The sequence below is a fragment of the Parapedobacter sp. GCM10030251 genome (genome assembly GCF_042666505.1).
Lineage (GTDB): Bacteria > Bacteroidota > Bacteroidia > Sphingobacteriales > Sphingobacteriaceae > Parapedobacter.
Genome location: NZ_JBHTDN010000003.1, coordinates 274987 through 301785, shown reverse-complemented (window position 1 = coordinate 301785; position 26799 = coordinate 274987). Strand labels below are relative to the sequence as shown.

General features: G+C 47.9%; 16 protein-coding genes. 6 read left to right on the top strand and 10 right to left on the bottom strand.

Translation table 11 applies throughout. The features are described from left to right. Positions 1-6: 6 nt before the first annotated feature. The 8 genes from ACFQRK_RS10615 to ACFQRK_RS10580 form a co-directional block, all read right to left on the bottom strand. The gene (locus ACFQRK_RS10615; protein WP_379006361.1) at positions 7-1707 is read right to left on the bottom strand and encodes an FAD-dependent oxidoreductase; all 1701 of its coding nucleotides are present in this window, start codon (positions 1705-1707) and stop codon (positions 7-9) included. A gap of 11 nt (positions 1708-1718) precedes the next feature. After that, a complete protein-coding gene (locus ACFQRK_RS10610; RefSeq protein ID WP_379006356.1) occupies positions 1719-3176 on the bottom strand; it encodes a hypothetical protein in 1458 nt (485 codons plus the stop codon). Positions 3177-3231: 55 nt separating this feature from the next. Then, entirely contained in the window at positions 3232-4464 is a 1233-nt protein-coding gene (locus ACFQRK_RS10605) for a DUF4998 domain-containing protein (RefSeq protein WP_379006354.1), read from the bottom strand. Between the two features lie 34 nt (positions 4465-4498). After that, positions 4499-5692 (bottom strand): DUF5000 domain-containing lipoprotein, encoded by a 1194-nt coding sequence (locus tag ACFQRK_RS10600; protein ID WP_379006352.1) that lies wholly within the window; start codon positions 5690-5692, stop codon positions 4499-4501. A 32-nt stretch (positions 5693-5724) separates the two neighbouring features. Next, positions 5725-7623, bottom strand: a complete 1899-nt coding sequence (locus ACFQRK_RS10595; RefSeq protein WP_379006350.1) for a RagB/SusD family nutrient uptake outer membrane protein — start codon at positions 7621-7623, stop codon at positions 5725-5727. A gap of 11 nt (positions 7624-7634) precedes the next feature. Next, positions 7635-10850, bottom strand: a complete 3216-nt coding sequence (locus ACFQRK_RS10590; protein ID WP_379006347.1) for a SusC/RagA family TonB-linked outer membrane protein — start codon at positions 10848-10850, stop codon at positions 7635-7637. Positions 10851-10947: 97 nt separating this feature from the next. After that, positions 10948-12183 (bottom strand): sugar MFS transporter, encoded by a 1236-nt coding sequence (locus ACFQRK_RS10585; protein WP_379006345.1) that lies wholly within the window; start codon positions 12181-12183, stop codon positions 10948-10950. A gap of 1 nt (position 12184) precedes the next feature. Beyond that, entirely contained in the window at positions 12185-13387 is a 1203-nt protein-coding gene (locus ACFQRK_RS10580) for an AGE family epimerase/isomerase (protein ID WP_379006343.1), read from the bottom strand. 343 nt (positions 13388-13730) lie between these two features. On the opposite strand from ACFQRK_RS10580, the gene ACFQRK_RS10575 reads away from it, so the two are divergent. Further along, entirely contained in the window at positions 13731-14969 is a 1239-nt protein-coding gene (locus ACFQRK_RS10575) for an ROK family transcriptional regulator (RefSeq protein ID WP_379006341.1), read from the top strand. A gap of 263 nt (positions 14970-15232) precedes the next feature. Beyond that, the gene (locus ACFQRK_RS10570) at positions 15233-15883 is read left to right on the top strand and encodes a DUF6266 family protein (RefSeq protein WP_379006339.1); all 651 of its coding nucleotides are present in this window, start codon (positions 15233-15235) and stop codon (positions 15881-15883) included. A gap of 83 nt (positions 15884-15966) precedes the next feature. Here ACFQRK_RS10570 and ACFQRK_RS10565 read toward each other — a convergent pair whose 3' ends face one another. After that, on the bottom strand, positions 15967-16644 hold the full coding sequence (locus ACFQRK_RS10565; RefSeq protein WP_379006337.1) for a YceI family protein: 678 nt from the start codon (positions 16642-16644) through the stop codon (positions 15967-15969). 421 nt (positions 16645-17065) lie between these two features. Here ACFQRK_RS10565 and ACFQRK_RS10560 point away from each other — a divergent pair, with 421 nt between their 5' ends. Together ACFQRK_RS10560 and ACFQRK_RS10555 are read left to right on the top strand one after the other, a co-directional pair. Next, positions 17066-17740, top strand: coding sequence for an ABC transporter ATP-binding protein (locus ACFQRK_RS10560; protein ID WP_379006334.1), 675 nt, complete (start codon positions 17066-17068; stop codon positions 17738-17740). 125 nt (positions 17741-17865) lie between these two features. Continuing rightward, on the top strand, positions 17866-20238 hold the full coding sequence (locus ACFQRK_RS10555; protein ID WP_379006332.1) for an ABC transporter permease: 2373 nt from the start codon (positions 17866-17868) through the stop codon (positions 20236-20238). 9 nt (positions 20239-20247) lie between these two features. On the opposite strand, the gene ACFQRK_RS10550 is transcribed toward ACFQRK_RS10555, so the two are convergent. Further along, positions 20248-21246: an Rpn family recombination-promoting nuclease/putative transposase gene (locus tag ACFQRK_RS10550; protein WP_379006329.1), complete on the bottom strand. Its 999-nt coding sequence runs from the start codon at positions 21244-21246 to the stop codon at positions 20248-20250. Positions 21247-21683: 437 nt separating this feature from the next. Between ACFQRK_RS10550 and ACFQRK_RS10545 the strand changes: the two genes are divergently transcribed. Both ACFQRK_RS10545 and ACFQRK_RS10540 read left to right on the top strand, forming a co-directional pair. Continuing rightward, on the top strand, positions 21684-24068 hold the full coding sequence (locus ACFQRK_RS10545; protein WP_379006327.1) for an ABC transporter permease: 2385 nt from the start codon (positions 21684-21686) through the stop codon (positions 24066-24068). A gap of 225 nt (positions 24069-24293) precedes the next feature. Then, positions 24294-26732, top strand: a complete 2439-nt coding sequence (locus ACFQRK_RS10540; RefSeq protein WP_379006325.1) for an ABC transporter permease — start codon at positions 24294-24296, stop codon at positions 26730-26732. Positions 26733-26799: the final 67 nt, after the last annotated feature.

Below are 26799 nucleotides of genomic sequence, written 5' to 3'. Positions count from 1 at the left end.
TACAGTTTAAGATGGCCAATGCGTATCGATGCCGTGTTTCCGTATGAACGTTTGAAATTCTGCCAGCATCTGCCGGTTTTCCCAAACATGGGCTGGTATCGTTTGCTTCGCGTCGGAAAAAACTATCAGCAGCCCAACAGCTTCGCCGATACTCCATTCTACCGGATGCAAACGGTAGCAGCCGTTTGTGATGTGGGTTGTGCCAATATTCTTGTTTGCAGGGAGGAGGTTTTCTACGCGCTCGGGGAGCAAGGCGCCCAACGGGATCTGGAAAGGCAGCGACGAGAAATCGATGTAGTTATTCCCCAGGTTAGACGGATGCAGATCGATATGATAATATCCGATGCCCACACTGTCAAAAAAATCGGCGGCCAACTTTTCGTCCTTGCCGGTAACCATTTTGCGCTGCTCGGCGCCCACATGCTCTTCCAGAACCGTAAACTTCGCTTTAATGCGCCGTGACTCGCGGATATACGGATATTTTGCCAGTCCATCGTGGGTTCCAAGGACATCCCCCCGCAATCGTAAACCTTTCCATCCGGGCTTACCTTCCGGCGTGGGTGCCTCCGTCTGCAACCAGTAAAACATCGACAAGCTGAGTTGTTTTGCGCGGTCTACATGGTGTTGAAACGCATCATTCGAAACGTCGATCAGGTTCCCTTCCATGTAATCGTTTTGGGGCCAGTTCATAATGGAAATACCGCCTTGGTAAAAACCGTCGCCAAACTGCCGGTGATCAATAATCCTACGGTAATTCCATAGATTCAGCAACGACCCAGTGTTCGTTCCGTTGGGATCAAAAGCTAATTTTTTGGGTTGTAGTGTCTTGGGGTTGGCATAATGAAGATCCAATAGCCGTCCGGGCCAAGGAGGGGAAAGCTTTGGGATGTAATTGCGCCAATGGTCATACATCGGGGGTTTGGGGATTGTGTGATCGGCATCCGGTTCATAGTCCATTGCCAAACACATGGTAAATGCTTGGTTGTTTTGCGGATTGCCTTCCAAGGGGGCATGCAATTCACCTGTCTCGTTGCGCGATTCCGTCCCCGTTACATATTCCGTGCGCGAAAGCGGCAGTAAATCGCCTAATTCGGTTGCGTCGACAAAAAAGCGAGCATTTAGGATCACGTCTTCCTGAAAGTGCGGAGAATTTCCCGTCAATGCCCGGATCCGATCCCCCTGCATATCCGCACCGGAAATCCGGCAACGGAGCAGCAGCGTCAACTGTCCGGAGCTCACATAGGGAGCAAGCAAACTTTCCATTATGGATAACGCGACACGCGGCTCGTGACAAAGTCGCGAAACGGAACCATTCCCCGGATTTAAATACGCATTTGCCTTTGCCTCATCTTTTAAGGGATAATGTTGCCGATAATAGTCACGTACAGCCGTCCGGAAATCCCGATAACTTTGCGGTGCTCCATGCGTCTCAATCCACTGGTGTTCATCAGGCGGCACCCCTTGCTGGGTGATCTGTCCGCCTATCCAGTCGGTTTCCTCCGTCAGGACAACTTTGAGTCCGCTTTTCAGCATGGCCAACGTCGCCGCAAAACCACCCAGCCCGCCGCCAGCTACCACAACGTCGGCGGTGACTTCGAAACGGGATTTCTTCCGATTTGCCGACGCTGTAGCCCATAGGGGAATACCCGAACCGGAGAGCAGCGCGCCCCCCGCAGATACCATTTGGATGAATTTCCGTCTTTCCATAGCCTGTCGATTTACAAAATATTTACCGTTATTCTGCTATTTTCGTTTACCGTATTCGCCGGAAAACCTTTGTGAAACCACAGGTCCGGTGTATCCTGGATGCGGCTAAATCCGATTTCGAACGCTTCGGAAGGCCAGTTATCTGCCCCCAGTGTAATCCGATTACCATCCACCTCAATTTCCGCCAGGTCCACGGCCACGGGATTTCCATGTACCGTGAACCGGTAGTTCGACTTTTCCTTCGCCGAATTCTCGTCGATTCGCTTATTAAACGAGACCGTTACCGAACGTGTACCGTTCCGGATCGCTTTCATGGGCTGTGGCTTTTCCGTAAAGATATACCCGCCAAGGTGGTATTCGTAACTTGTCCAGGTGGTATATCCGTTTTGCGCTGCCGCCTTGTCGAATTGCTTTACCCAGTACGCTGACTTCACCATATTCTTCGCAGATCCGATATCGGCCTGGATGCCGATCGGCACGTGGGGGTGTACCTGCTTAAGCTGGTCTACAAACGGTTGGTAGTACCGCATGTAGTCGGGGGGCAGCTGTGTTTCCGGTTTTACCCAATCCGGCCAGTGGGTCTGGAAATAGTGCACATCGGGCTTTACCAAACTCACCATGGCCGCTGCATCCAGCCCTTGATCCTCTTTCAGCTTTTCCAGAGATTGGGGGCCCGCATCAATCGCCAGACTCCAGGTAGCAATCAGCGCATCCGGTCGCGCTTCACGTATTCCCCCCGGCCCATTGATCAACTCATTTAAAAAGCGGTTGACTGCATCAACACGGAATGCGATCCATTGTTGATAAATCTCAGGCTGCTTGGTGTAATAATTAGCTGCAGCGGGATCCGAAAAGTCGGGCATTTCCAATCCGTATTCCGCTTTGAACGCCTTTTTTGCATTCGGCCCCACATCGCCATACGTACCTTTTGCAATGGCGTCCCATTCCGGGAAATAGGATTCCGCCAATTCAAGGCCATCGAATGGATGGTCCGTCATCAGTTTGACCAGCCTTTCTTTTTTCCAGGCCACGAAATCGCTATTGAACGGCGACAAAAAGGTAAAGCCGTCTACGCCATTTTCGCGTTTGCTTAGCCCCATTTTCCACTGCTCCCATCCCGCTGGATAATCGGCGGTGGAATACGTGCCATTTCCCAAGGTGAGCAGCCAGACCCGCATACCTCTTTCGTGAAAAGCGTCGATCAGTTCACCATTTACCTGGTTTTCGTTGACAACGAAATAGTGTACCGCTTTGAAACCGGCTAGCTGAATCTCTTCGGCGATGCTCGCTGCGGAGCGATTTTGGTAATAAGCAAAAGAAGGATCAACCTGAATCGTGACATCGTCTGCCTGAATAGCGGCCAATTTCTCGGGAGGCACCGCATAGGTAGGCGGTTCGTCTCCCGTTTTTGCGGCATTCTTGTTGCAGGAAGGAGTCACAGCCAGCAAACACGCGATAAAAAAATACATAGCATTCATGGATTGTTCATATTGAGTCCGAAACGGAATTGATCAAATTTGTGAATTATTGATACCCCCAGAATGTCAGCTCTGCAATCATCACATTCAGGTTCCCGCCCCACGTGGCGTTGGTCTTGAAACGCACATACCTATAAAACTGATCCGTTGATGGCAAATTAAACGTTTCCCCTTCTACGGCCACTGCGCGATCCGCATCGGAGACCTGCCCTACAGGAAGACCAGAAGGCTTGACTGATTCAAACGTTCCCAGTAACGTCCAGCTATCCCAACTGCCATCTGCTGCCGGGGCATTGCTTCCATAGATTTCGAAAGACCTGGGGGCGCCCACATTAAACATCCAGTAGGCATCGTGCGATAAGGAATTGACTTTGATTTTTGTAAGCCTACTTGCGTAACCCAGATCCAATGTAAACCAGTTGGGAATCGTCAGGCCCGCCATGTTGGGGTTCATGTAAAAAAAGTTGGGACTGTTAATCTGATTATCCCACAGGTTTTTGATGGCCCATACATCAAATTCCGGTTGGTAACTATCGGTCGGCAATGGCAAATGGGCGAATGAGGCTTTGTCTAGTATGCCCTCTGTTAATACCTCCTGATACGTTTCTTCGTCGGTATAAAACGTATCCAGCGCGCCCGCTTCCGGCAAGAAAGCTGTTTTATAACTCAATTTACCATTGCGGGGAAATTGAAACAGCGTGTCCACCTCCCGTCGCGCAGGGACAATGTGCTTCACCAACTTTTCATCGTTCCCGATGTAGCTTACCTCTACCTGGGTCATCGTCCCATCGGCCGGCATCCAACGAATTTCCAGATGGTCGCCAACTCGCCGTATACTCCGGTATGCCCGATTGAGCAATGAGCGTTCATATCGCTCCCCATATACCTTACCTGCCACGGACGCTTTTATGGATGAATTGCCATAATGATCATAAAGATATACATCGAAATGGTGCGTACCCTCCGCAAGATCCCCAACTTCCAAACGGATGGTATCTATGCCGTCCGTTTTGGTGACATTCCCCTTCAGGGAGTCCCGGCCGTTATTCCAGTACAGCTTATATCCGGTCACTTTGGGATCTGAAATAAGCAGCCAGGAAACGAGTACGCGATGTTTGCCGCCATAGGCCACCAAGGAGTCGGCCTTGCCGACATAAATGGTCTCCCCGCCGGTGATGAACTCGCGGTATGGATCGTCCATACGCTTGCAGCTAACCATTACCAACAGAAAAATAAAGGGAAGACCGAATTGATAAAATGGTCTTTGATTGGCTATCATTGTTGTATTTTTAAATTTTTCAGCACCTAGTTAGTTAATTCATCGGTTGACCCCAAAACGTCAATTCGGAGATCATCACATTGGTATTTCCCCCATACGTACGGTTTGTTTTGAAACGGATGTACCGGTAGGACCCGATCTCGATCGGGAATGTAAAATCTTCGCCTGCGATCGCAACCGCACGGTCTTCATTCGACAACGGCGAGCCAAGTGGCGAACCTGACGGTTTTTGCGACTCATAGGTCGACAACAATGTCCAATTATTCCAACTGCCGTCGGAAGGCGGATCGTTGCTGCCATAAATTTCAAATACACGCGGTGCCCCGGAGGCGAACATCCAAGAGTCGTGGTGTGAAAGCTGATTCACACGGATTCGGCTAAACTTAGCTTCCTGGCCCAGATCGATGGTAAACCAATTGGGCAGTACCAAGCCTTCCAAATTGGGCTTCACATAAAAAATGTTGGCGGTCGTTCCATCCCACAGATTTTGGATCCGCCAAGAGTCAAACTCCGGTATATACGTATCGTTTGGCAGGGGATGATGTTTCCACAACGCTTTGTCAAGCTGGGTTTCGAACAACGGAGTCAAGCTGGCAAAGAGTGTATCGGAAGAATTTTGCCACTTATCCGTAAAGTAGAAGGCAAAATCAGTCGGTTCCGAAGCTAGCCCCCTAACGGAATAATCGCGGTTTTTGGAATTCGTATACAAACGGTCGTAAGGTTCCCAGCTACCTCCTTCATCCTTCGTCATCGTATAGAAGATGTATTCGCCTTCCTTTTCATTGGTAAAGGTTGCGTTGACTCCTCCGAACGTTTCCCGTACCTGTAGCGATTCGAACACGAAGTGCAGGTTGGCTTTTAACGGCTGGATGGCGACCGAAACCGGTTCCGAGCGATTTTCCGAACGGTTGACAACATACAACGTAACTTCACGCGGTTGCGTATCTGCAAATCCGTCAAGTACCACGTAATTTGTATACGAGGAAGCTTTGGTAATTCGCGTTCCACCAGCCGTGGAAGGATATTCGGCGAGGACATATAACACATCTTCGTCGGATGGCAATGTATAGGTGATCTTAGCGCCACCTGCTATATTTTCAACCCGCACATTGGAGATGGCGCCGGGCTTATCACCATTTGTAACCAACGGTCCCATCTCGTTGTCTTTGCATCCCGCCAGCACCATTACGAAAGCAATAAAGACCGAGACAAATTGTTTCTTCTTCATTGAAATATCTTTTTTAAGTCTCATATAACTAGTTACCATCCCGGATTTTGGAGCAAATTTTTATTCACGATCAAGTCGTTTTCCCGAAGCGGCCAGAAATAATCCTTTAGCGCAAAAGTCTGGTTATACAGCACCCGCTCCCGGTAATAGGCCTCCGCCGTAACCTGGTCGACGTCCCACCCAGATATCGGCTGATTCAATTCTTCCGGCGCGGTTTTCCACCTACGCAAGTCCCAGAAACGTTCGCCCTCTAATGCCAGTTCGATACCCCGCTCATGGCGAATGATTTCCTGCAACCCCTCGGCAGTCGTGTACTTATTCGGGTTCCGGGAATGCGCTGTCCAGGATTCAACCACGCCCTCCAATCCGGCTTTAGCCCGGATCAGGTCCAGAAAACGAATACTCTCGTCATTCGAGCCATTCAATTCGTTCAACGCTTCGGCATAAAGCAAGTAGAGGTCGCCCAATCGCAGCATGACCCATGGCCAATTGACCGTAGTGTACGTTCCGGTATTTACCGAGGTATTGGTATAATTGATCCATTTTTTTGCATAATAGCCCGTTACGGAATGCCATCCTACCTGTACCTTACCCCCGATCTGTTCTTTCTTGATCTGAAGGTAATAAGGGTCTTCATCGTCAAAACGCCCCTGGCCATACCAAACGCCACCATCAAATCCCAACGTTCCGTAGAAGCGGGGTTCGCGGTCGAAGTTGAGCCGGGATGTGGTATACCCCTCCTTGATCCGGTATTTGTCCTCCGCGGTACTTGTCCGTAATGCAAAGCGCTCCGCGTAACCGAATTCAGTATCCTCATCGATTGGCACCCCGTTCTTTGAGTAGAACAAATTGACCACTTTCATCGTTACACCAATACTGCCATTGGGTTCCTGATTTCCGATATGGGATGCTTCAAGCACACGCGGAGCAGCCCATACCTGCAGCTCGCGGGTAGTGCTGCCGGTGTTGGCCCAGATAATTTCCGGGTTCCACCGTTCGGTAAGGGTACCTCTGGCATTCAGATGAAGCCGTGTTTCTTCCGAAATATTCCTGGTTTGCTGACTTCCTTCAAAATCGAACAAGTCGTAGCCCAATGAATGGCACAAATCGATCGCCTCCTTACAAGCTGCGGCTGCCTTTTCCCATTTTTGTGCGCTGTAAACCGTATTAAACAACGGCGTACCATCGGAGTTGGCAAAGCCTTCGTAATCCGCATTTCCATTGAAAAGTGGGCTGGCGGCGTAAACCAGTATTTTAGCTTTCATACCCAGGGCAATAGGTTTCGTAATCCGGCCAAGTTCCGAATTTTCATCGCGGACCGCATTGGGTAAATCCGGTGCCAATTCGTCGATCAGGTTCACAATGTAATCAAACACCTCGTCGACGGGCTTACGCGAAATACGTACTTCTTCTCCCGAGGCGGAAATAGGCAGATTTTTGTCAATGATCGGAATCGGCCCATACATACGTAGCAGGAAAAAGTGGTAATATGCCTTCAGGAATTTCACTTCTGCCGCCCATTGCGCTTTCTCGCGATCATCCATATCCGGCACCTTCTGGATATTCTCCAGAAAAATATTGCACTGACTGATCCCCATCCACAGTGCTGTTGCGGCATTCGCTCCGTTCCAATAGTCCAACACCGGATTGTTTACATTCTGGTTGCCCAATGCAACCACCCAATTGGACCACCAGGTTTTGTCTGCTGAGAGCCATAGCTCGTCGCCACCGAACATGCCGGGGTTTTGGTACATATCTCCCATTTTAGGGAGAAAAGAATAACACGTAAACAAATACTTCTCCGCCGTGACACGCATGCGGAAAGCATATTCCACAGTCGCGACGTTATCGGGGACGATATCGAGGTATTTCTGGCAGGAGACGGTCAGGCACATCACCAACCCACATATAATTGTCTTTAAGGTCTTCATTGCTTTCGGTACTAAAAAGTTAGATTAACACCCAGGTTATAGACGCGCTGGAGCGGATATCCCAAACCATTGCCCCCCATTTCAACATCCCACAATTTGAAACCACTCAATAAGAAGAGGTTAGAACCACTGAGGTAAATCCGGAGATTTTTCATGTACATCTTTTCGGCCAGTTGCTGCGGCAGTGTATATCCGAATTCCGCCTGTTTCAGCCGCACGAACGCACCGTCGTTCAGCCACCAAGTACTGGGCTGCACATTATTTAACTGCGTTTCCGTTCCCAAACGGGGCCACAGCGCATACAAGTCTGGATTTTCCGGGGAGTAATGACTATTCGCAAATGCCTTGATAATTTGTTTCCCGCCGACAAACGGTTGGACATTGGACGGCCCGGTCACGTATCCTCCCGAAGCGGCATCGTAGACTGTGCCACCGGTCCAGAAAGAAGAGTAGGCTGAACCCTGAAAAAACGCAGAAAGATCAAAGCCCTTGAATCCGAAGGAAAATCCACCGCCATAAATAATTTCTGGAACGGTCGGGTAGCCAATCGGTACCATGTCTAACGCGGTAATTTCGCCATCGCCGTTGACATCTTTGTATTTGATGTCACCTGCAACATTCGTTGTACCAAAATTTTGGGCGGGGGAGTTTTTCACTTCATTATCGTCAACAAACAACCGTTCGGCGATGTATCCCCACTGTTGGCTCAGCGGATAGCCAATCCGGGATTTCCACCATTCTTTTTCATACAGCGGCTCTTCATAGGTCAGGTACTTGTTGGTAGCATATGTGAAATTTCCACGTGCCTGTACCCACATCCCATTGGAAAAACTATGGGCGTAATCGACGGAAACGTCGATCCCCTGGCCCTCAGCTTCGCCGACATTGGCCCGGACGGGCGCGGTCAATCCCATAGTGGATGGGATATCTGCGCGGTCCATCAAGATTTTTGTGCGCCTTTCCCGGAAATAATCGGCCTGAATAGTTATTTCATTGAACAACCCGAGTTCCAGTGCCAGATTCGTCTTATAAGACTTTTCCCAGGTAATGTCAATATTGGAATACCGGGTAATGTCAATGCCGGTCAACGTTCTTCCGGATTCCCGACCGAAGGAGAACCCGCGGTTTGCGGCGTTCATCTCCACATTCGAAAGATAAAAGAAGCGGTCTGTGGCAGAGCCAATGGCGTCATTTCCCACTAATCCGTATGTTGCACGTAAGCGTAAATTGGTTATCTTATCTTTCAGCGGCCGCCAAAACTGCTCATTGGAAACCGTCCACGCTACGCCGAATGAAGGGAAAAATCCAAAGCGTTTGTCCTCATAAAACCGTTCGGAGCCGTTATAGCCGAAATTGAACTCCGCAAAATACCGGCTGTCATAGGCATAGGTCGCCCGCCCCGAAACACCGAAATTCCTCGATGGCAATGAGAGCTGCAAGCTGCCTGCCCGCGCGTTCATCCCGGACCGCATAATGGAAACAAGCATACCGCTCAGGTTGTGGCGATCGGCAAAAGCACGGTTATAATTCAGCGCCGACTCCATGTAAAAGACGCTTTGCTGCTCCCGCAAATCCGGATTGAGCGTGAAACTCAGGAACTCCTCACCGGCGGTTTCGTTGAAAACGCCAATGGAATAATCCAGTGTCCGTTTGTCGTATGATTCCAATTGGTAGAAAAACGGCTTATAGGCCCGTTCAATATCAAAGCGGGAGATCCGGTTGGTATTAAACATGGTCCGGAATGTCAGGCCTTCTGTAAGGAAAGCTAAGTCCTGCTTCAGTTCCAGCTGGGCCATCATCAGGGAACGGTTGTAATCTTTGTATCCCTTGACCATATCTGCATAGGGATTCAAGAATGCCCTACCAGACACACCGCCAAACATGATGTGCTGTACATGCTGATGTTCTTCATCTTTGGGATAATAGGGAAGGAAATCAACGGGGCTGGTGCGGATCACCGTATTATAAATTTCCCCACCACCCTGAATCGGTCCCGTATAGTCGTCAAAGTTTCCATTTAACCGCACGATCAACTCGGTTGATTTAGTTAAATTGATGTTAACATTGGCCCGAAGCGTGTAGCTTTTGAGGTCGATGTTGTTATTGAAATTATTAACCGGGTCTACGCGGAGTACGCCGTTATCCTGCGCAAATGATCCCGCTACGTAATAACGAGCCACTTTGCCACCGCCGGAAACATTCAGGTTATACCGGTGATTAATTGTCTGGTCTTTGAACAGCGCTTTCCGCCAATCAACCGCCGGAAAAATTACCGGGCTGACCCCTTCGGCCGTCATGTCGATTTTTTCCGAGCTATATAGCGGTTCGTCAAACGGGTTCCGAGCATATTGCGCTTCGTTATAAAGCCTCATAAACGTTACCGGATCGGCAAGTTCAATGTTTCGGGTCGGCGCCGAAAGCGAACTTTCTGCGCGGAAGAATATCGATGCGGCACTTTCTTTCCCTTGTTTGGTCGTTACGAAAATTACCCCATTGGCACCGCGGGCACCGTAGAGCGCCGTTGATGTCGCATCTTTCATAATCGAAAAGCTCTCAATATCATCGGGCCGAAGGCGAGCCAATTCTGTGATACTCAGCTCCACACCATCGATCAAAATCAACGGATCCACTTTGCCGGTACCAAAGGAAGTGACGCCCCGGATAAAGAAATCGGCATTATCCTGGCCCGGTTCGCCACTGCGTTGATAAGCGATAATGCCAGCCGCCTGACCGGCGAGAGCCGTCGTTAAATTGCTCGAAGGTACGCGCAGGTTTGAGGGCTTGACGGAAGTGACCGATCCGACCATATCCGTTTTCTTTTGTGTGCCAAATGCGACAACAACTACCTCGCCGAGTTCCGATTGATCTTCCTTCAAAACAATGACCAGATCGGATTGTGTAACCGGAACTTCTTGTGTAACATAGCCGGTATACGAAACGACCAGTACGACCTCGTTGCTGATGTCAGGAAAAGCAAACGCCCCATCCTTGTCCGTCTGGGTACCCACACTCGTTCCTTTGATTACGACGGATGCGCCTGCCAATGCTACCTGATTGGAGTCGACAACAATCCCCTTGATTTGCCTTTGATAGGCGGCATGCTCGGCCCCGTAGAGTGTCGGGCAGCAAAGCGACCAGAAAACCGCAAAGCCGAATAGCCATTTCACCCGCGTCGATCGCAACAACGAGCAGAGGAATAAGAATAAAAAAAGGTACTTTTTTTTCATACTGTTAATAAGTTTTCTACTAATTGGATTTGTTCGTTTTAGATTTTGAAAGGTTAGATTCTACATAAGGATTATATAACGGTAATTGATTATTCTATTAAAGCCTGGTCGACCGATGCCCGTATCCGGCATAGAAGCAGAGGTAGGCGTAACATAGGATGGGCACTGCAAAGGCAATGGTCCATCCATAGTTATCTATTAGCACTCCTTGCAGATAGGGCACTACCGCACCGCCTACAATAGCCGTTGAGAGCAGGCCCGATGCTTGGGTGGTGTAGCTACCCAAGCCCCGGATTGACAAAGAAAATATAATGGCAAACATGACCGAGTTACACAATCCCACGGCAATCATTGTCCAAACCGCGAAATGCCCACTTGAAATAATGGATGTCCCGATCAAGATGATCGAAGTGATTGCGGCGTAGGCCAGTAACACCTGGGGCCTGACAATCTTTAGTAACAGCGAACCGATTAATCTTCCTACAAGCATGCCTCCCCAGTAGAAGGCAACGTAATTATTAGCCGCATGCTCCTCGATATGCAGCAGATTGGCGATATAGTTGGTCAGAAACGTGCCAATTGCGACCTCCGCCCCTACATATGCGAAAATACCCAGCAGTCCGAAATTCAGGTTGCGGAACGAAAATATTCCGCTTGTAATTTTCTCCCTGGTGTCTACAGACGGGGAACCGGTGCCGATTTGAGGCAATGCCAAAAAAGAGATCACTCCTGCAATGAGTAACAATACCACCCCAATACCCAAATAAGGGATACTGACAGCATCGCTTGACACACCGGAATCAGAAAGTCTTGACAGTATAAAATGAGCGCCAAAAAGCGGAGCCACGGTCGTTCCCACTGACCCCACCCCCTGCACCAGGGTAAGCCTCGACGATGCGGTTTCAGGTTTTCCTAGCAAGGTAATATAGGGGTTGGCTGCAACTTGCAACAAGACGATGCCAATTGCCAAAACGAATAGAGCACACAAAAAAAGCGGGTACTGATGCCACCACGAGGCGGGCAGGAACAAAAAGGCGCCTACACCTGAAATTGCAAAACCGATCACCATTCCCCGCTTATACCCTACCTTATCCACAATCTTTCCCGCGGGAATGGACATCACCGCATAGGTCAGAAAAAAATAGAACTGGACCAACGACGATTCAGCATACCCCAATGTAAACCCCGCCTTGAAAAATGGGACCAATGTATCATTCAGGCAGGTAATGAATCCCATCATGAAATAAAGCACAGCCAATGCAATCAATGCCGGTGTGTAGCGTTGTGCACCGGTGGAACCGGGCGATTGGTGGTCGGTGTTTACAAAAGCCATGCTATTTGTGCTGAACCGTCAATTTTGATTGTTTTTCCCCGATGGCTTCCATGGTTTTCCATAGCTGGAATAATCCCCTCGGAACATGAAAGCATCCTTTCCATTTACCTCCTTTGGAAGGCAAGAGCACTTCACCGCAGCGATTCAGGTAACCGTACCATTCGCCAAATTCCGCATCTGGAAAACGCGACCAAGTGTACGTATGCAATTTGTCAAACCATTGGGCAAACCGCTCGTCGCCGGTATGCAGGTATCCCTTGCCGAGAGCGATCAAGGCTTCGATATGCACCCACCAGAGCTTCTGATCCCATTCCAGTTGCTGGAGCGGCTTTTGCTTGATATCCAAAAAATAAAAAATTCCGCCGTATGTTTTGTCCCACCCATATTCCATAAGCTGTAGGGTAATATCGGCAGCTTTCTGCATCAGGTCTTTATTACCTAGCCGTTCAGCAAGATCCATGACAAACCACATGGCTTCCAGTCCATGACCCGGGTTGGTCAACCGCCCTTCAAAGGAATCAGAAAATGTTCCGTCCATGTGAACTGCCTCCAGTATAACCCTTTCATCGGGGCGGTAAAAAATCTCCATCACCTCGTTAACACCGTACTGAATGGTTTCGGAAACTAACGGCGCGTCAAGCAAATGCTCTAACTCCAAGACGAGATTGCAGAGGATCATCGGTAATGCAAAATCCTTCAGATTCCGCGTGCCCGGGAATCCCTTTGCATAGTTACCTTTTGGGTTTTGACGCCGTTTAAGAATGTTTTCGAACGTTTTCCGGGCCAACGCGCCGTATTCTTCAACGCCGGTGGCAGCCGATAATTGCCCAAATGCCATTGCAGCAAAGCAATCGGAGAAAATATTGTATGGCTGAACAAGCGGCATGCCTTCCCGATTCAGTGCGAAATACCAATTTCCTTCGGCATCTCGACCATGTGTTTCCAGGAATTTGGCTCCCGCAAGCGCAACGTCTAACCAATCCTGCTTCTTCCCTAGTTTATTATATAACATGGAAAACATCCATACCTGCCGCGCCTGTAACCAGACAAATTTATCGGTATCGTAAACTTTCCCCTGCCGATCCAGACAAGTAAAATACCCGCCGTTTGCCCAATCCACTGAATTTGTCTGCCAAAAAGGGATTACATTGTCCAAAAGACTATCCCGGTATAAATCCGCTAACTTATCTGTATCTATCATCATTCCTTAAATTCCAACTAAGGCGTTTCAGCGGAATAACCGCTGACACCTGCATTTAACCTCTGCCTCGATTTATTGGTATAAACTGGTTAACACTTCCAATCGTTCGGCTAAATAATAACATATTTTCAAATCGTGCAAATAAATTTTAAATTATTTTTTTAATTGTAGCTTATTTGACTATTTATTTGAATAAAAATCGATCGAATTTAAGCTAACCGAAAGGTAAAAACGCTTTTATAGGTCTAGAAACCTGCATTTCGTTTGCGTTTTGCCCTTAATTTTTTAATTTTTTTTTTAATACATATCTTTGCGACGCTAACGCCATTCGAACTCATCATCAAACATGGAACAGCAGGGTACTACTTTTTTCGAAGATTTACACAGTCCCGATCTATCGGGTGTTGCCTATAAAAACATCCAACTCAAGAAGCGTATTTTAACGCAGTTTGCGAACGAGGGGAATACCACCCTGACGGACCTCAGCAAAACGTTGAACATCAGCATACCCAAAGCGAACGAGCTGGTTAATGAATTGATCGCAGATGGGTTGGCCAGAGATTACGGGAAGACGGACGCCGGTGTGGGCCGCAAGCCCAACCTCTATGGCCTGGAACCCGATTCAGCTTTCTTTGTGGGAGTGGAAGTCAAAAATTTCTACATCAATATCGGCCTGATGGATTTCAAACGCAACCTAATCAAGGTTACGCTGGGCATTCCTTATTTACTGAATAACACCGAAGAATCGCTCAATAAATTATGTGCCGTTATTGATCAATTCATTCAAGCCTGTTCGGTGCAACGGGAAAAAATTCTCGGAATCGGCGTCAATCTCAGTGGGCGCATCAATTACACCACCGGCTACAGTTATAGCTTTTTTAATTTTCACGAAGATCCACTCAGCCGGATCATCGAGTCGTCCCTTGGTATACATACTTACCTGGAAAACGATTCCCGGGCGATGGCCTACGGCGAATTTTGCAGCGGCGGGGTAAAGGATGAGAAGAATGTGTTGTTTGTCAACCTCGACCACGGCATTGGCATGGGAATCATGGTAAATGGCCAATTGTATTACGGTAAGTCTGGTTTTGCCGGTGAGCTCGGTCATATTCCCATGTTCAACAATGAAATCCTCTGCCATTGCGGAAAAAAGGGGTGCCTGGAAACCGAAGCTTCCGGCCAAGCCATCACCCGCTTGTTTAAGGAACGGGTAAGACAGGGAGCGACCAGCATTGTAAGCAACCGGCGCACCCATCCAGATGACATCAAACTGGATGACATCATCAACGCTGCGAACAACGATGACACCCTGGCGATTGAGATCATTACCGAAGCAGGCGAAAAAATCGGCAAAGGCATGGCCACGTTGGTCAATCTCTTCAATCCTGAATTGATTATTCTGGGTGGCAGCTTGGCGGCAACAGGCGACTATATAAAACTCCCCGTCAAAAATGGCCTCAATAAATATTCGCTAAGTCTGGTAAACAACGACACCCAACTGAGCATATCGCAGTTGGGAAACAAGGCGGGTATTATCGGCGCGTGTCTCTTGGTAAGAGATAGGTTACTGGCGATCACCTCCTAATCGGCTAGTCCGTAAACTTTATCTTGGTATTCTTACGGCCTAACGCCAAATGGTGTTTGGCTGGTGTACACAATTTTCCCATCTTTAGTGACGGATGGTTGTCAAAAAAATTGATAGATCATTCATAGGTTATTCGGTTTTTATAGGGACTTCATAGGGGAAAACACCTATAAAATAACTGTTAATTTTGAAGTATCTCCTATTATTTTTTGTATTTTATCAAAGATCTTTGCATATTTGAAAAGAACCAATTAATGACCGAAATGGCTATAGTCAAAAACGGGCCGAATGGCAGTTTCAGCGGAAAAGTAGGCAGTGTAGTCGGTTACAAGTGGAAAGGACTCGACGTTATCCGAGGATTACCGCGCAAGAGCAATAAACCGCGCAGTGAAGCGCGGCTTGCCAACGAGCAGGCCATGAAGCTTATCATGGACGCACTTAAACCCCTTAAAGTGTTTATCCGCACGAGTTTCCGCCAAGTTGCGGCCCCTTTAAACATGACGGCATTTAACCTGGCGCTTTCCATCAACAAAAAGCAGGCCCTAAAAGGGGAATATCCCAATCTGGAAATAGACTGGACCAAATTCGTGGTAAGCCAGGGTACATTGCCCGGTCTGGAACACGCGACGGCAAGTTGGACCGATGGAGGCTTGCACATCCGTTGGGATGACAACACAGGCACCAAAGATGCGTATGGTACGGATATGTTATCTATCCTCATTTACGTCCCCAACCGAAATGTCTGGGTCCCCTTCCTTAATCAGGAAACACGTGGTACCGGCGAGTGCACGCTACCGGCCCACGAAAACTGGCTGGGAACAGATGTCGAGGTATTTCTTTCATTTATGTCATTCGGCAGCGAGCTGGTTTCTGACAGCACTTACGTGCAAGTACCTGCAGTTCGCATTGAATAGCCGCATATTTGGCCTATAAACAAGCTGCCCCCTGAGTCTAACACCCAGGAGGCAGTTGAAAGTTACCGTTTGATCACCGCCAGCTATTTGGCATTGGTAGCGGTTAGGTCTACGCCTATTTCAATGTCTTTGCTGATGCCCCATTCAGCAGGGTCAGCTTCCGAAGTACCGAACTTGATTCCCCAGTCCGCGCGATTTACGGTGAATTGTGCCTTCACCAGAACTTGGTTTTCCGTTACATCAATTTTCGCAGGAAAAGAAATATTCAGCGTGCTATCAAGAAGGGTCAGATTTCCACTCACCAATTTGTTTGCTCCCTCGACCGCTCCTGCCGCGGCATTGTTCAGATCGGATACCTGCGTGATCTTGAATTCAGCCGTAGGAAATGTCGTTACGTTGAAGAAGTCCTCGTTTTTCAAATGGTTTTCCAGATCGGTATACTTCTTATCCGCCTCGGTTACGGAAGCAGAGTCTACTCTGAGTGACGCCATATCGATCACGAAGTCTCCGCCGGTAACGGCTCCGTCAGCGACAGCCACTTCGCCGGATTTAACGGACAACGATCCCCAACGTGGTGCAAACCCACCCTTATGAAACGCCTTCCAATCGACTTCCGAAGCTGTCAAATCAACCCCATAAGCGTCACCTTGCTTTTCAGCAACTTGCTGCGCCTCTGATGTTTCCGCTTGCTTGGTATTGCTTCCGCATGCCGCGGCAAATACCACTAAACCCATTAAAAATACTGCAGTAATTTTTCTCATAATAACCAGTCGTTAAATTTTCCGCAAAACAAAAGAAAGCAATTGAATGTTCCAACACCTAAATGTCATTTCTTTGTCGTTATGTGCGCCAACTACAGCCGTAGTTGAAATCGTTTACTTTTGTGATTGGCTATTCTACAGAACCCTGAGGTATGCATTGTCCGCAAGTGAACAACAACTGTCCGATATCGGACAGTTTTAAAAACTCACATCCATGCAATACATTGATTTTCAATACACTAAAAAACTGGAACGAAAATGAATATCAGAAAGCAAGAAGAAGCGGACGGAATAGACCGATAGCCGATGGAAATTTGTGGAGGCGAAGGGCCGCCGATAAAGGAGTAACTATTAATACTGAAAGTAACAAACCATGCATATGGCTAAATGCTGATAGCCAACTGCTGATAGCTAAATAAACATGATTAAAATTACCGAACTACAAAAATTTTATCGCACCGAAGAGGTTGAGACGGTGGCACTTAACAACCTAAGCATCCACGTGAAAGACGGTGAATTTGTGGCTGTAATGGGCCCTTCAGGGTGCGGCAAGTCTACGCTGCTCAACATTGTGGGTTTGTTGGATGATTTGGATAACGGCAGTTACCTCTTCAATGGCATCGAAGTTGCCAAATTTAACGAGCGAAAGCGTTCAGATCTGCGCAAACACAACATCGGATTTGTCTTCCAAAGTTTCAACCTGATTGACGAGTTGACCGTATTTGAGAACGTGGAACTGCCACTCATTTACACGAAGGTCCCAGCAGCGGAGCGTAAGAAACGGGTGGAAGAAGTGCTGGAAAAGGTGCAGATTATGCACCGGCGCAATCACTTTCCGCAACAGCTTTCGGGCGGTCAGCAACAGCGTGTGGCCGTAGCACGCGCCGTGGTAAACAAACCCAAACTGATCCTTGCTGACGAGCCGACGGGTAACCTGGATTCCAATAATGGTAATGAGGTTATGCAACTGTTAACGGAACTCAATGAAGCCGGTACAACCATTGTCATGGTAACGCACAGCGAACATGATGCCCGTTATGCCGACCGCATTATCCGTATGCTGGATGGGCAGGTGCTGATGGAGACGGTGGGGTGATGGGGTTTTCGTCCGTTGCTCCGCAACCGGATCCGTGGCGCTACATTGACGTCTCCTAGGCCGTGTCTGCAACAGGCCAAAAACCTGGGGAAAGAAGATATAGGTCGATATCTCATATCTAAAATATGATCAAGAACTATTTCAAAACTGCGTGGCGGAATCTAAAGGAACACAAGTTCCATACGTTTGTGAACATTAGTGGGTTGGCATTTGGCTTAGCTACGGCCATTTTACTATTGTTATGGGTACAGCACGAAAAAAGCTACGATCGCTTCCACAAAGACCATTCCCGCATCTATCGGTTTACTGCTCATATGGATGCCAACACCGTTTGGGAAGGGGTCCCTGGCCCGTTGGCCATCTATGCGCAATCGCTACCTGAAGTGGAGGCCATCGTACGCATCAGCCAAAGTGACGGCCAGGTGTTGGCGACCGAAAACCGCAGCACCGTGCTCGACGGGCTTACCACGGCCTATGTCGACAGCTCCTTTTTAGATCTGTTCGGCTTCGACCTTAGCAAAGGCCCGATCGAGCAGTTATTCCTGAACCCTCATAGCATTGTCCTAACCGAATCGACGTCGAAAAAGTTCTTCGGAAATGAAGAGTCCATTGGCAAGGTGATACAATTCAGAGGCGATAACTTCACCGTTACCGGATTACTACGCGACTTTCCTGATAATTCATCCCTGGTATTTGATGCTGTACTACCTATGTCCCATTATGCACAGCGATTTACCGCCAACGGAGGCAACGGTGAGTGGAAAACCATCGATGTCGATATGGGGAGCTACGCTTTTAATACCTTTGTCAAGTTACGCGAGAACGCCAGTCCGGAAACGGTGGGGAAAAAGTTCACCCAACTCTATACCGATGCCCGAGATGGAGCAAGCACCGTGCAATTCAAGTTACAACCGCTCGCCGATATGCACCTTGTTAGTGCGGATGGAAATAACGCCGCTGCGAGGATGGTACAGATTTTCTTACTCATCGCCATCATGGTATTGGCTATCGCGGCGGTTAATTACATCAACCTGACTACCGCTCGTGCACTGGTCCGGGCCAGAGAGGTAGGTATCCGGAAGGTGATTGGTGCGAACAAGCTGCAGCTATTTCTGCAATTTATCCTAGAGACGGGGCTACTATTCTGTTTTGCCCTCCTCGTCGCCATCGGGCTGATTCTACTGCTCATGCCGTTGTACAACCACATAGCTGGTAAACACCTTCAATTTTCACTCAGTAACGCGGAAATATGGAAAGTCATCGGTTATTCTGCACTGGGCACGTTATTGGCGGCATCTATTTATCCGGCACTCCTGCTATCCGGCTTCCAGCCCTTGCAGGTAATGAAAGGGAAAATGGCCTCTGGCATCGCAGCTGCGTCACTCCGCAAGATCCTTGTCATCTTCCAATTCTCCATTTCCATGGTGCTGATCGTCGCTACATTGGTCATCAGCGGTCAACTGGCCTACATGCGGAAGCTCGATCTGGGCTACGATAAAAGCCACGTGTTCAGTGTATCACTTCCCGGCAATGCGGTGAAACATATTGGGGCCATCAAAGATGAACTTCGAAAGCACCCGGCCGTCGTTAGTGCGGCTTTATCGGATATATACGACATTACTGACATTCAAAATGCCACCGGTGATCTTATATGGCCGGGAAAGCCGACTAATGCCAGCGTTATTATTTCCCAGTCCTTAATCGACGAAGATTTCATCCCTACCATGGGTATTCAATTGCTCGAAGGAAGGAACTTAACGGGCACCCCTGCAGATAGCAACTTGTATGTTGTCAATGAAGCAGCTGTGCAGGCAATGGGCCTGACCCCGCCTTATGTTGGAACCCCCATTAGCTTCCACGACCGACCGGGAATCATTGCCGGTGTTGTCAAGGATTTTAACTTCAAACCGCTAAAGGAAAAGATTACCCCTTTGCTTCTTTACAACTGGTGGGACGGCAACGTGTTGTATGTACGCACTACTGCGGCGGAAGCTTCAAGTGCGATCACGGCCGTTGAACAGCAGTACAAAAAATATGCGGGCGATACGCCAGCCCCCTTTCGGTACAATTTTGTCGACAGGCAGTTTGACCTTAAATACCGTTCCGATCAGCGCGTGGGAACTCTTTTCAACATGTTTGCCTGTATTGCGATTTTCATCTCCTGTCTTGGTCTCTTGGGACTGTCCACCTATACGGTCCGCCAACGCGTGAAGGAGATCGGCATCCGAAAGGTATTGGGAGCTAGTGTAGGGAACCTGATTGGCCTGCTTTCCAGGGGGTCCCTTTGGTTGATCCTGATCTCGATCACCTTGGGAACACCTGTTGCATGGTGGGCAATGAACAGTTGGTTAGATGATTTTGCTTATCGGATTGAAATACAATGGTGGATGTTTGTCGTAGCGGGACTGATAGCTATGGGCATCGCGCTGCTTACGGTAAGCTGGCAGGCCATCAAAGCCGCAATAGCGAATCCGGTTGAATCATTGCGGGACGAATAACGATGGGTACTACTTTCCCTTGGCCAGTTCCAGACGAACCTGTTGAACAAATTCCACGGAAACATCTGCAGCTTTGGCTGCTTGGATATCCGAAAAACCAAATTCTGTCAACAAATTCCGGACAAAAGCGAATTTCCCTCGAGCGATACCCTGTTCTATCCCTTGGGCGATACCTTGTTCAATTCCCTGTTCAATTCCCTGTTCAATCCCTTGTTCAATCCCTTGTTTAATTCCTTTCTGTATTCCATGCGCTATCCCTTGCTCCAATCCTTCATCATACCCGCTTTTCCGAGCGGTTTCCCGTACACTGTATTCGTCCCACCGTCGTTTTAAACTAACATCGTACATCGAACGATCCTCCTTATTTAATTTGCTATATTCCGCTATATCAAACAACTTCTCAAATATTGGCTTTCTCAGGTATAGAGGCAATTTATCCATCCTGGACATGTTGGTTAGCACATAGAGCCACCTATCCAAGTCGGTAGCCAATTCTGATTTTTGCTTAACAAAATTAAGCAATTCCACATAGAAAAACCCCAATGCTTCGTAAAATACTTCTCCCGTCTTCCGGTTACATAAGCAAATATCATGCAGGTACCGACCATCGCCCCCGCCAGGCATCCGAAACCCATCCATCAGCACAACGACATACACCTCGCTGATGTCATAATTCCATGCTGAACGCCTGCCCCTAGGAGCTTGATCAACAATCAATTTGCTGGCGTAATAGAGCATTCGCCTTTTGAGTTGCGATTGATTTGTTCGCTGGACCTCAATCAAAAACTGTGAGCCATCATCGCCCGTACAGGTCAGATCAAAGATCACGGAGCCGATAGTACTGCCATCCCCGACATGCTCGTTTTTATTATAAACCAAATCCTTGATTACTTTACGACCCTGGAGTATTCCATTAAGCAGGTCAATCAATAAATCTTTGTTTGGCTCAGCACCAAACAAGTGTTTGAATGAAAAATCGGTAAGTGGGTCAATATATTTAGGTTTCATTGCATATAAGGTTACGGGTTTGAGGCAAAAATATAAAAAAAACCTTAATAAACTAATAATATTAGCAATTATATAAAATTGGCCCTGCCGCTGCATCGTCCGATAGCGAACAACCGGTGTTCGATATCGAACACTAATCTCTACCCCATCATTATTATAATATTAATTATCAATGTCTTACATGTTTTGGCGTGAAAAGTGCCTTGATTAGTCGAAAGCAACAATATCAAGAACTACTTCAAAGCCGCATGGCGGAATCTAGTGAAGAACCGCATGTTCAGCATATTGAACATTTTGACCATTTTTCCGCTTGGCTGTTTTACTATATGGAACGCAGACAGAACTCCAAAACCTGAGAAGGACACAGGTTTAGCGAATGATGCAGCAGTTGGATATTTTATACGTCTCTAGAAATGTGAACAATTATTTTCCGCATTATGATTAGGAACTACCTCAAAACCGCTTGGCGAAACCTACTGAAAAACAAAAAAACATCTTTTATCAACATTGTTGGCCTAGCTTTAGGTATGGCAGTCTTTATCCTGATTGCCCTATGGATATGGGATGAGCTATCCTACGACAAATATCATAGAAACTATGACCGGATTGGGCGGGTTAAGCAACTCCAAACCTGGAATGGTGAGATCTACAGTGGCGATGCCGTCCCGCGCCCCCTGGAAAACGAACTGAAAACAAATTATCACGAGCACCTTGAGTACATCGTCATGGCGTCATGGGAAGGCAGCCACGTGTTATCTCACGAAGATAAGCATCTTTCGCAGCCGGGCATCTATATGGATATGGATGGCCCCAAAATGTTATCTTTGAACATCATCCAGGGAAGTATTGACGGTTTGCGGACTCCCAACAGCGTCATGTTGTCGCAATCAACGGCCAACGCATTTTTTGGTGAACAAGACCCGCTGAACCGCGTGATGAAGATCGACCAGAAACTGGAAGTCAAGGTAACCGCGGTGTATCAAGACCTTCCCTACAATACAAGCTTCCGCAGCTTAAAATTTATCGCTCCCTGGTCTTTATACGTAACATCGGAGCCGTGGATCCAAGATGCTGCTACCCGATGGGAAAATAATTCATTCCAACTGTTTGCCCAAATTCCCAACGGGAGCAATTTTGCAGCTGTCAACGCTGCAATTGTAAATGCCAAATTGAATAACGTTTCTGAAGAAGACAAAAAATTCAACGCAAAGATCTTGCTGCATCCCATGAAAGACTGGCATCTCCGGAACGAGTGGAAAGGAGATCAGGTGGTCGGGGGATTGATTGAATACGTAAGACTATTCAGCATCATTGGTGTGTTTGTCTTACTGCTGGCGTGCATCAATTTCATGAACCTTAGCACTGCACGATCTGAAAAGCGGGCAAAAGAAGTAGGCATACGCAAAACCGTGGGATCCGCTAGGCGGTTGATCATTGCTCAATTCCTGAGTGAGTCCGTGTTGATTGCACTGATGGCTTTTGCGCTTTCCATTTTATTGGTATTGGCCGCGCTGCCGTGGTTCAACGAAGTAGCTGACAAAAAAATGCATATCCCTTGGCTCAATGGCTGGTTTTGGGCCAGTGGGCTACTTTTTTCGCTCCTTACAGGCCTTATCGCTGGCAGCTACCCAGCGCTTTACTTGTCGTCCTTTAATCCGTTGAAAGTGCTGAAAGGCACATTCCGGGCGGGTAGGCTCGCCAGTCGGCCACGCCAAGTATTGGTGGTGATACAGTTCACCATTTCAGTAGCACTGGTTATCGGTACCATCGTCGTATTCAGACAAATCCAGCATACCAAAGATCGTCCAGTGGGATACGACAGGGATCGGTTGATGATGGTAGAGATGGTAACGCCCGACTTTTACGGAAAGTATGACGTGCTACGAACCATGTTGAAGGAAAAAGATGTCATTGCCGAAATGTCGCAATCGTCCAGCCCGCTTACCGGCGTATGGTCAAACAACAGTGGCTTTGATTGGGACGGCAAAGATCCCAATCTATCGACCGACTTTGCCACAATTTGGGTCACGCATGAATATGGAAAAACCATTGACTGGCACATCAACGCCGGACGAGATTTTTCGCGGGAGTTTGCTACGGATTCAACCGCCGTTATCGTCAACGAAGCCGCAGTGAAATTTATGGGCATTGAAGACCCCGTTGATAAAGTGATAACATGGGGGGAAACCGATTATCGGATTATTGGTGTAGTAGATGATATTGTGATGAGCTCGCCGTTTGAACCTGTTAAGCAGGCGATATATCTGCTAAACGCCGATTACGGCAACTGGATGAATTTCAAACTGAATCCACGGAAAACAACCGCCGAAAGTATCGCCGAAATTGAAAAGGTTTTCAAAACGGTCATTCCCAATGCGCCCTTTGAGTATAAATTTGCTGATTCGGAATATGCAGCCAAATTTACGCAAGAACTACGCGTAGGTAAGCTTGCCACTTTTTTTACCGTGCTGGCGATTGTGATCAGTAGCTTAGGGGTGTTCGGGTTGGCATCGTTCGTGGCCGAGCAGCGAACCAAAGAAATCGGAATCCGTAAAATCGTTGGAGCCTCCATTTTTCAGCTTTGGAAACTACTTTCGAAGGATTTGATAGCCTTGGTATTCATTTCTTGCGTGATAGCCATTCCAATTGCCCATTACTTTTTACACGGATGGCTTCAGAAATACACGTACCGATCCGAACTATCGTGGTGGATTTTTGCAGCGGCGACCGTCGGTGCGCTGCTCATCACTATAGTGATTGTCAGTATCCAAACCATTATAGCGGCTATTGCAAATCCGGTAAGCTCGTTAAGAGATGAGTGATCGGAGTGCGGCGTTACCGCTTTAAGGAACGGCAAGAAGTAGGAAAGCGTACGCTATTGAACATCCGGTGTCCGATATCGAACACTTCATCGCGAGCGTTACTATATAACACACACGTTATAAGTCACTTAACAGTTTGGCGCAATAACTGTCACAACAACCTAGGTGCAGATTACCGTAGATCATGCACCTTTTTGAAGTTCGAGTAGGTCAACGGAAAAGACAATGAATACCAATTACCTCAAAACCACCGTCCGCCACTTATGGCGTAATCGTCTGTTTACAGCCTTGAATGTATTAGGCCTGGCTATTGGCATCAGCGCCTGCTGGATCATTTACCGCATGGTGGATTACGAATATAGTTTTGATCAAAAGTTGCCCGATGCCAACCGAATCTATCAATTGGTGAGCAAAAGCAAAAACAAAAACGGCGAAGATGGATTTGCGGGTGTTGAAAAGCCGGTGATTAACGTGTTGCTCAACGACGTTTCCGGTGCCGAATTGGTGGTGCCCATGTTTTACAAATATTACAATTCCGTGTCGGTTCCGGAAAACGGCAAACAGAAGCCTACCGTTTTTGACCGATCGACCGAGCAAGTAACCACGCTACCCAGTTACTTTGATCTGATTGACTACCAGTGGCTGGCGGGTGATAAACGAACCGCGCTGAACGCGCCAAACGGGGTGGTACTTACCGAAAAAAAGGCGCAGGAGTACTTCCCGGGCCTCACTTCCGATCAAATGATTGGAAAAACGCTTATCTACGACGATACACTCCACAAGCAGGTTTCAGGAGTGGTAGCGGCTCTTGATTATCCGAACAGCTTTAATCGGAACAATACGGAGTTCATGCGGATTTCCGAAGCCGATCTGAACGAAGGATCGTGGGGAGGTATGAGTTCCAATGATTTGGTGTTTGTAAAAGTCCAATCCAACACAGATCCGGCAGATATCACAGACCAGGTAAATGCCGTGTGCCGGAAGTTCAATGCAGAACAATTTGCCCAGTATAATTTTGAACGTTGGTATGAGCTGCTGCCATTACCGGAAAAACATTTCGCCACAAATTTCGGCGTCCAAACGCGTACAGCTAACAAAAACGTCCTCCATGGACTGATCGCCGTAGGGACCTTCTTATTGATTTTGGCCTGTATCAATTACATCAACCTCAGCACCGCACTCCTGCCCCAACGGGCGCGGGAAATAGGCATCCGAAAAACACTCGGCAGCACTGCCGCCAGTCTTACCAGACATTTCATGGGCGAAACCTTTGCGGTAACGCTACTTGCCCTTGGTCTTTCTTTCTTACTTACGTTATTGGCAAGTAGGGCTTTTTCGGCCTTTCTTCCCGAAGGTATATTCGAATATGCAAATTATCGAGGAATGTTGGTATTTGCACTGGCATTGATTGCGGCGATTTCGCTGCTTTCCGGCTTGTATCCGGCGTTCCTATTAACGAAGGTCAGCACGGTCAATGTATTAAAGGGCCAGACGGAGAAAACCGTGGGCCGAGACCGCATGTGGCTTCGCAAGGGATTGATCGTCTTTCAATTTTTGGTGGCCCAGATCTTCATCATATCGGCTGTCATCATGGGTCAGCAGCTCCACTATACATTGAACAAGGATTTGGGGTTCAACAAGGAAGCGATTGTAACGGTTGATGTACCTTATAAAATATACAACCGGCCTGAAAATAAAAACAAGGAGTTTGTGCTGGCCAATGAACTTAAGCGAATGCCGGAGTTTGCAGGCGTTGCTTTGGGTGATCGTCCGTTGGACGACCGGATGATGAGCAACGTACACAGTTATTTCAGGGATACGGTGGAAATCCAAAAGGCCTTACACATGAAAATGGCGGACACCGCATACTTGAGTGTTTACGGATTGAAACTCCTCGCAGGACGCAACCTACGTCCCTCAGACACTATCAATGAGCTGATCATCAACGAAAAAGCACTGGAAGTATACGGATTTTCCTCGCCCAGCGAGGCCATAGGCGAGGTACTCGTGACGCCATACAATGGCCAGTCGTATCCCATTGTAGGTGTAGTCGGCGACTTCCATCAAATGGGACTTCGCACAGAAATCCAGCCAACGGCTATTGCATCAGCGAAAGATAGGTTGCATACGTTTAACATTAAATTGCCCAAGGACCCTGCGGCATGGCAAGGGGCCATCCAAGTCGTTGAAGGTGAATGGAAAAAAGTATACCCAGGCGTTCCCTTTGAATACCGCTTCTATGACAAGTTTATTGAAGAATATTATGAAAGTGACCGCAATACCCAAAAATTAATACGGGCTGCCACCGGCATTACCATCTTCATCAGTTGCCTTGGCTTATTCGGGTTGGCGACACTCACGGCTTTCCAGCGTACCAAAGAAATCGGAATACGCAAAGTATTGGGCGCCACGGTCTCAGGCATCGTGCGCATGCTATCGAAGGACTTTGTGAAACTGGTATTGATCGCAGTTGTCCTGGCGTCGCCCATCGCTTGGTGGCTGATGAATAAGTGGCTGGAAGATTTTGCCTACCGGATTGAAATCCAATGGTGGATGTTTGCATCGGCGGGAGCGATCGCGGTGATTATTGCCTTGATAACGGTCAGCTGGCAGGCGATACGGGCGGCAGTGGCCAATCCCGTGGATAGTTTGCGGGATGAATAACAAACCGTTGTCAGCGGTCCAGTTAAAATTATGAAAGCAATAAACAGAAACAATAGAGGAAAATGGC